This is a genomic window from Pseudanabaena biceps PCC 7429, from assembly GCF_000332215.1.
Taxonomy (GTDB): domain Bacteria; phylum Cyanobacteriota; class Cyanobacteriia; order Pseudanabaenales; family Pseudanabaenaceae; genus Pseudanabaena; species Pseudanabaena biceps.
Genome location: NZ_ALWB01000289.1, coordinates 1 through 6,124, shown reverse-complemented (window position 1 = coordinate 6,124; position 6,124 = coordinate 1). Strand labels below are relative to the sequence as shown.

Genomic DNA, 6,124 nt, shown 5'->3' with positions numbered 1-6,124 from the left:
GAATATGTGTTGAACCACACTTTGGACATTTCATTGTTTTTCATTGCTAAAACTCGTTATCTTTTATTTACTCATTCATCTCTCATTTGTGCAACGCCCATTCAGGAATTAAAAAGTCTGCAAGTTACCATTCGGAAAGATATTGTTGATGTTAGTAATGCCGTACAGTCCCAATCAGAACTAGACCTACTATATCCAGAAATCAGCCGTATTTGCACCCAAGATCTAGCAGTTCTATCATCTTGGCAAGAACAATCAGAATGGATTCAATCTTTACCCGCTTCTGACTTAAAGTTATTAGAAAGCTCTGAGCTAAGCCCAGTTCCTCAAGAAATGACTTCTGCACTTAGCAATTTTGAAGTTCCCGAACAAAAAATCTATGAGGAGTTAAAACCAAAATCTCATTTTGACTCCCTACGCGATCAACTTAAATTAATGGCTTCACCCGACTTGCGCTCAAAGTATGAATATGAAGTAGTCGAAAAAGCTCAAGCTTCGGGACATAAAGCTTTAAAAGCAGATGTCGTTAAACAATCGTCTGATATGGCGATCGCTAATTTATATCATTACTTCCAATAAAAGCGATCGCATCTTGAATAACCATTGCAATATTCGGCTGACCACAAGCAATTACTCTATCTACCAAATGCTTGTGGTGAGGGAAACTCGACAGATTAGGGAAATGGGGCGTATTGTCATAACGAAAAACTAGATTATTCTGTCCATCTTGAAAATGATAGCGATAATCAATCGCCGTAATTTGATCATCTACAACAACCAAAGCCTCACTGATAGAAAGTAAATATTGGAAATAAAAACGCAATCGAAGTTTGAGATTGGCTCGCTCACTAGATAGAATTGTCGCATTGTAATTCTCTACATAGACATCAGGATAAGCTTCCAAAAGTTGATCTATTTGATCAAAATAATCCCTAAAACTATTACGCGACATTTCTTAGCTTACTCTCTAATTCTTGGCGTAAAGCTAGATAATGACGATAATTACTCGCCCAATCAAACTTATCTTCATCATCATCCGTCTTGCCTTGTTGATACTGCACAAAAAAGTCTGCTGAATCAGTTTGATATTTAATCTCATAACTGTATAGTTGCTTAGTTAAAGCGACTAAAGCATCCAGAGGCGATGTATATTCAGTAATCTGTCTACGCATGATAATACCCGAATTTATTCTTTACGTGTTTGAGAATCTTCTACATACGAACTCGTTCCTTCAACCTTGCCATCACACTTTCACCATCCAGCCCTTCACCCCGATCTAGTTGAGCTAGACCATCAGCCACCTTTTGGCGAGTATCTTGCAGCCATTGTTCGTAATGCCGATCTCTTTCCTCAAGCAACCGAAACGCCTCAAAAATTACCTCATCAGCAGAGTTATACTTACCACTTTTCAGCTTTTTTTGAATAAACTGCTCTTGTTCAATTTTTAAGGCAATACTCATGATTTGCATCCTAAGTCATATAATTATCAGTAATTATAGCAAAAGTATTAAAAGCAGATGTATTTAAACGATCGCCTGAATATAAGGATCTAATAATCGCCACAAAGCTAGATTGAAGGTCGCTAAAGTTCATGCAGAGATTAGCGATGCTCGTAATGATTTTCTTCACAAGTTGACAACTCGGCTGGTTCGTGAAAACCAAGTGATTGCAGTCGAAGATTTGTCCGTTAGGAATCCCCGTCACTTCAGTGCGGGGTGGATGTCAAGATTGTTTCCTTTAATTGCATTTAATTGCATTCATTTGATAGATGCAATTTTATAGATAGAGACTAAAATATACACAGATTAAAGTTTCTTAATATTTGGGCAATTGTATCGTGCTAATCCAAACAGACTGGCTCAAGAACTTACGGGGACGCTCGTTTGACCTAGAGTTGGGGGCGATCGCAATAATTTATTTCGTGCAAGGCGCGATGGCAATCTCACAGCTTGCCGTCAGTTTTTTCCTCAAAGATGACTTAGGGCTAAGCCCTGCCGAAGTCGCCTCAATGGTGGGCATTACGATGCTACCTTGGACGGTAAAACCCCTATATGGCTTAATTTCTGACGGATTTCCCGTATTTGGCTATCGTCGTCGTCCTTACTTACTGCTGTCCAGCTTTTTAGGCGTATTTGCTTGGGCAAGTATGTCAATATGGGTCACCACTCCCTTTTGGGCGATCGCTATGATTGCCATAGGTTCGCTATCCCTTGCCTTTTCTGATGCGATTACCGATGCCCTAATTGTCCAACGTGCCAGATTAGAACCAGAAGGCGATGCAGGCTCCTTACAGTCCTTTAGCTGGATAGCCTCTTCGGTCGGGGCAATCATGTCTGCTTACCTGAGCGGCTATTTGCTGGAGCATTTCGGTGCAAAGTTTGTATTTGAGATTACGGCAATTTTACCGCTACTGGTCGGAATTTCTGCCTTCGCGATCGCCGATTATCCGATGTCAGCCATATTTATTACTGCCCCAGACCCCTCAGTTACCAATAGTGCCGATCATTCTGGAGATCAGCCCAAACCATCCACCCCGAATTCATCGAGAAATTCCCAAGCATGGATGTCCCTGAAATTCAACTTTATCCAATTAAAGCAAGCCTTTACCAACAAAGCGATTTGGATGCCTGCCGCTTTTTTGTTTGTGTGGCAAGCCACGCCTAGCGCTGATACAGCCTTTTTCTATTTCACGACCAATGAGCTGAAGTTCAATCCAGAATTTCTTGGTACGATTAAATTTTTTGCAAGCTGGGCGGGCTTATTGGGGGTGTGGCTATTTCAAAGATTTTTTAAAGGAGTTCCCACCCGCAAAATTTTCTTTTGGACGACGATTATTTCCACCGCTTTGGGACTGACTAGCCTATTGCTAGTGACCCATGTCAACCGATCGCTGGGTATCGATGATCGCTGGTTTAGCCTTGGGGATAACTTGATTTTGACTATTGCAGGTCGAATCGCCTTTATGCCAGTTCTTGTTTTGGCAGCAAGGCTTTGTCCCGAAGGCATCGAAGCAACATTATTTGCTCTGTTGATGTCAGTGCTGAATATTTCCGCACTATGTTCATTCCAATTAGGTGCAGGTTTAACCCATCTGCTGGGCGTGACTGAATCTAATTTTGATAATCTTTGGATATTAATTTTAATCGCGAATATCAGCAGTCTCTTGCCATTGCCCTTCTTAAAATGGTTGCCTGACGAAAAAAGTACCAACACCGAAGAAATCTCCAAACCATCGGTTTTGCCAGAATCAACGATCGCATCTTTAGCTATTGAAGCTATTGAAGCTATTGAAACTGTTGAGATAGAACCCTTAGAGAGCGGCGAAAGCGATCGCCCTGAGGCGATGTTGCAGGAGAACATCTAGGTGTTAGCAACGTTAGGATATAAAACCCCAAAGATGAGTGGCGGCACAAAGTGCCGCCACTCATCTTTGGGGTTTTGATTTGTCCTAGCTACTTATAGATTATGGAAATAGATTACATTGCCCTATTTGTTACCGATGTAAGGCGATCGCTAATGTTTTATCGGGATATTTTAGGGTTTAGATTTGACAAACCCGCCAAGCCCGATGGCGTAGAAGGTTACAGTGGCAAACTCAAAATCGGGATCTATGATCGCCAATGGTTACCCCAATTATTTGGCGATCGGGGCAATCAACCAATTAGCGGCAATCCTTTTTTACTATCGATGACTGTAGAAGATCTCGATCAGATTTATCAGGAAATATGCGATCGGCAAGTTAAAATGCAAGCACATCCCTTAGTAACCATCATTTCTCCACCCTCCATCATGCCTTGGGGGCAAAAAATCCTGTTTCTCAACGATCCCGATAGCAACATTATCGAAATCGTCCAGTCCAATACCCTCTAGCCAATCTGTAAATAGCTAGGCGCAATTAAATATAAAACCCCAAAAGCTGTAGCGCACGCGCAGCGTGCGCTACAGCTTTTGATTCTGGGTTTTAATTATGCCGAGCTACTTATGCCCAGCCACTTATGCCCAGCTACTTATTAGATCGAGTTATACCAATTCACGAAATTGTGACAACATTTTTGCGAATTAAAAACTAAACCTAGTAAGGGTTTTCAAGTTAAGAAATGGCATAGCCATTTCTTACAGCAATTATCGATCAAACGAACCACAAGGAAATTCTTGAAAGCGTTGCGAAGCAACGCTTTCAAGAATTTCCTTGGTTTGGGTTTGAGCAAAAAGCGCTGTAACTTGGTATTAGCTCGATCGCCAATTACTACTGAAGGGCGATATATTTTTGGCATTTCGAGACAGACACTATATATTTAACCTTGGTTAAAACTTCAAACGTTTACATACCTATGCCTACTCAAAACGATATTCCAGTTGCTCAAAGGGTTAGCGATCCAACCCGATCGCCTCAAACGCAGACTAGAACTGTTAATCCGATCGTGCGATCGCTCCAGTCAGTACCTTGGTGGGCATATGGTTTAGCGGTATTAGCCTTTTTATCGCCCATTGTTAGCACACGCATTTGGTTTGCTCTAAATGCCAGTGCCACAAATTCTGCTCAAATGCCCACTCCGCCAGAAAAAACACCCCTCCCTGACAATCCCACAGCCATCACTCCAGCACCATTCATTAGCAAAACTCCTTCACCAACTGCTTCAGTAAATAATGCTTCAGTAAATAACAGCCAAGAGGTCATTGCCAAGGAAACCGATAGCCCTCCAGACCTCTTTGGTCATCATGCCTATAGTGAAGCACCTCTCAATCAATTGCGCACAATTGGTAGGGCAAGTGATGGCTACGAAATTCGTCTCAGAGAGGCGGCCGCAAAAAGCTATTTGAAGATGGAAGCTGATGCCAAGGCTGACGGGGTAGATTTTGTGGTGATTTCAGGATTTCGGACGATCGCCGAACAACAACAACTATTTTTCGAGATTAGCAAACAACGAAACCAAACCCCTGCTCAACGCGCTAAGGTCAGCGCCCCTCCTGGGCATAGTGAGCATCATACGGGCTATGCCATGGATATTGGTGATGGCGCAGTCCCCAGTGCCAACCTCTCGACCAGTTTCGAGAAAACTGCCGCTTACCAGTGGCTCCAAAACAATGCGGCGAAGTATGGCTTTGAAATGTCCTTCCCTCCCAATAATCCTCAAGGTGTGATGTACGAACCTTGGCACTGGCGGTTTGTCGGTGATGATGATAGTCTCGCAACCTTCTATAAACAAGCAAACCGTAATACTTCGTTTATTAAAAAGCCATAATTAAAGTGTGGAAGGGTGTCATTTGCCACTTTTCCGCATTGCCATAACCGCTTTATTTTCGCTTTGCGAGAATATTTGCTCTATCTCTGAATTTTGCCATGAATGTTACTGCCACGGATTTACTAGCGATCGCTATATTTACAATTACAATGATGTCGCTAGTGGGCACAATGGTGGGGCTATCGCCAGTTGTCCCTGCGGCGATCACTATGACCTTACTCGGATTGTGGGGCATTGATATTGGGTTTTGGCAGGGTAAATTTGGAGCCTACGCTCAGGTATGGTTGAGAGCCCGATCGCCTAAATATCGCGAACGCATTTCGTACCACGAGGCGGGACATTTCCTCGCAGCTCAACTATTGGGATTTAAAGTAGTAAATTATGCGATCGCTGGGATTGTTGGTCAATCGCTAGGGGAAGTGTTAGCGAGCAAAAATTTTACAGGGCTGGAAGGTGGTGTAGAAATCGCTCTTGGTGAAACGGTCAGCAATTCTAGCAATCTTCTAGATCGCTACAGCACAGTCTATATGGCAGGTATTGCCGCCGAGCAACTGATGTGTGAAGGGGCTACGGAAGGGGGCATGGATGATATGCAACGCTTGCGTCAATCCATTGCCCATTTACCCAATCCCATGATTCAGGAGCGTTGGGCTTTGCTCAATGCCAAGAATTTATTAAGCGAGCATCGCTCCGTTTTAGTTGCACTTGCTGCCAAGATGTTAAATGGAGCAAGCATTGCAGATTGCTCCCAGACGATCGAGCAAGCGCTTAAAACAGATGATTACAGTATCTCGCCAACGCCATAAAAGAGAAGCACCGCAATGCGGTGCTTCTCTAATCAAACGCAATAGAGAGTTGCGGCGCAAAGCGCCGCAACTCT

At 43.1% G+C, this 6,124-nt stretch carries 7 protein-coding genes and 2 pseudogenes; 6 read left to right on the top strand and 3 right to left on the bottom strand.

The features are described 5' to 3' along the window. Window positions 1-579: pseudogene (locus PSE7429_RS20955) on the top strand (hypothetical protein); the annotation flags it as partial. Here PSE7429_RS20955 and tumE read toward each other — a convergent pair. The 3 genes from tumE to PSE7429_RS20940 are packed head-to-tail and all read right to left on the bottom strand — an operon-like array spanning window position 554 to window position 1,461. Then, window positions 554-952, bottom strand: coding sequence for a toxin TumE (gene tumE, locus PSE7429_RS20950; RefSeq protein ID WP_009629364.1), 399 nt, complete (start codon window positions 950-952; stop codon window positions 554-556). The pseudogene PSE7429_RS20955 and the gene tumE overlap by 26 nt on opposite strands. Then, on the bottom strand, window positions 942-1,172 hold the full coding sequence (gene tumA / locus PSE7429_RS20945) for an antitoxin TumA (protein WP_009629363.1): 231 nt from the start codon (window positions 1,170-1,172) through the stop codon (window positions 942-944). The genes tumE and tumA overlap by 11 nt, the downstream gene beginning before the upstream one ends. 40 nt (window positions 1,173-1,212) lie before the next feature. Then, on the bottom strand, window positions 1,213-1,461 hold the full coding sequence (locus PSE7429_RS20940; RefSeq protein ID WP_009629362.1) for a type II toxin-antitoxin system ParD family antitoxin: 249 nt from the start codon (window positions 1,459-1,461) through the stop codon (window positions 1,213-1,215). An 85-nt stretch (window positions 1,462-1,546) separates the two neighbouring features. Between PSE7429_RS20940 and PSE7429_RS28070 the strand changes: the two are divergent. The 5 genes and pseudogenes from PSE7429_RS28070 to PSE7429_RS20920 all read left to right on the top strand — a co-directional run. Further along, a pseudogene (locus PSE7429_RS28070) lies at window positions 1,547-1,696 on the top strand (transposase); the annotation flags it as partial. A gap of 142 nt (window positions 1,697-1,838) precedes the next feature. Beyond that, complete coding sequence (locus PSE7429_RS20935) at window positions 1,839-3,365, top strand: folate/biopterin family MFS transporter (protein ID WP_009629361.1); 1,527 nt, start codon at window positions 1,839-1,841, stop codon at window positions 3,363-3,365. A gap of 101 nt (window positions 3,366-3,466) precedes the next feature. Next, on the top strand, window positions 3,467-3,871 hold the full coding sequence (locus tag PSE7429_RS20930) for a VOC family protein (RefSeq protein ID WP_009629360.1): 405 nt from the start codon (window positions 3,467-3,469) through the stop codon (window positions 3,869-3,871). A 461-nt stretch (window positions 3,872-4,332) separates the two neighbouring features. Then, window positions 4,333-5,244 (top strand): M15 family metallopeptidase, encoded by a 912-nt coding sequence (locus PSE7429_RS20925; protein ID WP_009629359.1) that lies wholly within the window; start codon window positions 4,333-4,335, stop codon window positions 5,242-5,244. Between the two features lie 98 nt (window positions 5,245-5,342). Further along, window positions 5,343-6,050, top strand: coding sequence for a hypothetical protein (locus tag PSE7429_RS20920; RefSeq protein ID WP_009629358.1), 708 nt, complete (start codon window positions 5,343-5,345; stop codon window positions 6,048-6,050). Window positions 6,051-6,124 lie beyond the last annotated feature (74 nt).

What these genes read in the sequence shown, in the direction of transcription:
- PSE7429_RS20940 (WP_009629362.1), bottom strand. Translation starts at nt 1,461, where the DNA reads ATGAGTATTGCCTTAAAAATTGAACAAGAGCAGTTTATTCAAAAAAAG.
- PSE7429_RS20930 (WP_009629360.1), top strand. Translation starts at nt 3,467, where the DNA reads ATGGAAATAGATTACATTGCCCTATTTGTTACCGATGTAAGGCGATCG.
- tumE (WP_009629364.1), bottom strand. Translation starts at nt 952, where the DNA reads ATGTCGCGTAATAGTTTTAGGGATTATTTTGATCAAATAGATCAACTT.
- PSE7429_RS20925 (WP_009629359.1), top strand. Translation starts at nt 4,333, where the DNA reads ATGCCTACTCAAAACGATATTCCAGTTGCTCAAAGGGTTAGCGATCCA.
- PSE7429_RS20920 (WP_009629358.1), top strand. Translation starts at nt 5,343, where the DNA reads ATGAATGTTACTGCCACGGATTTACTAGCGATCGCTATATTTACAATT.
- tumA (WP_009629363.1), bottom strand. Translation starts at nt 1,172, where the DNA reads ATGCGTAGACAGATTACTGAATATACATCGCCTCTGGATGCTTTAGTC.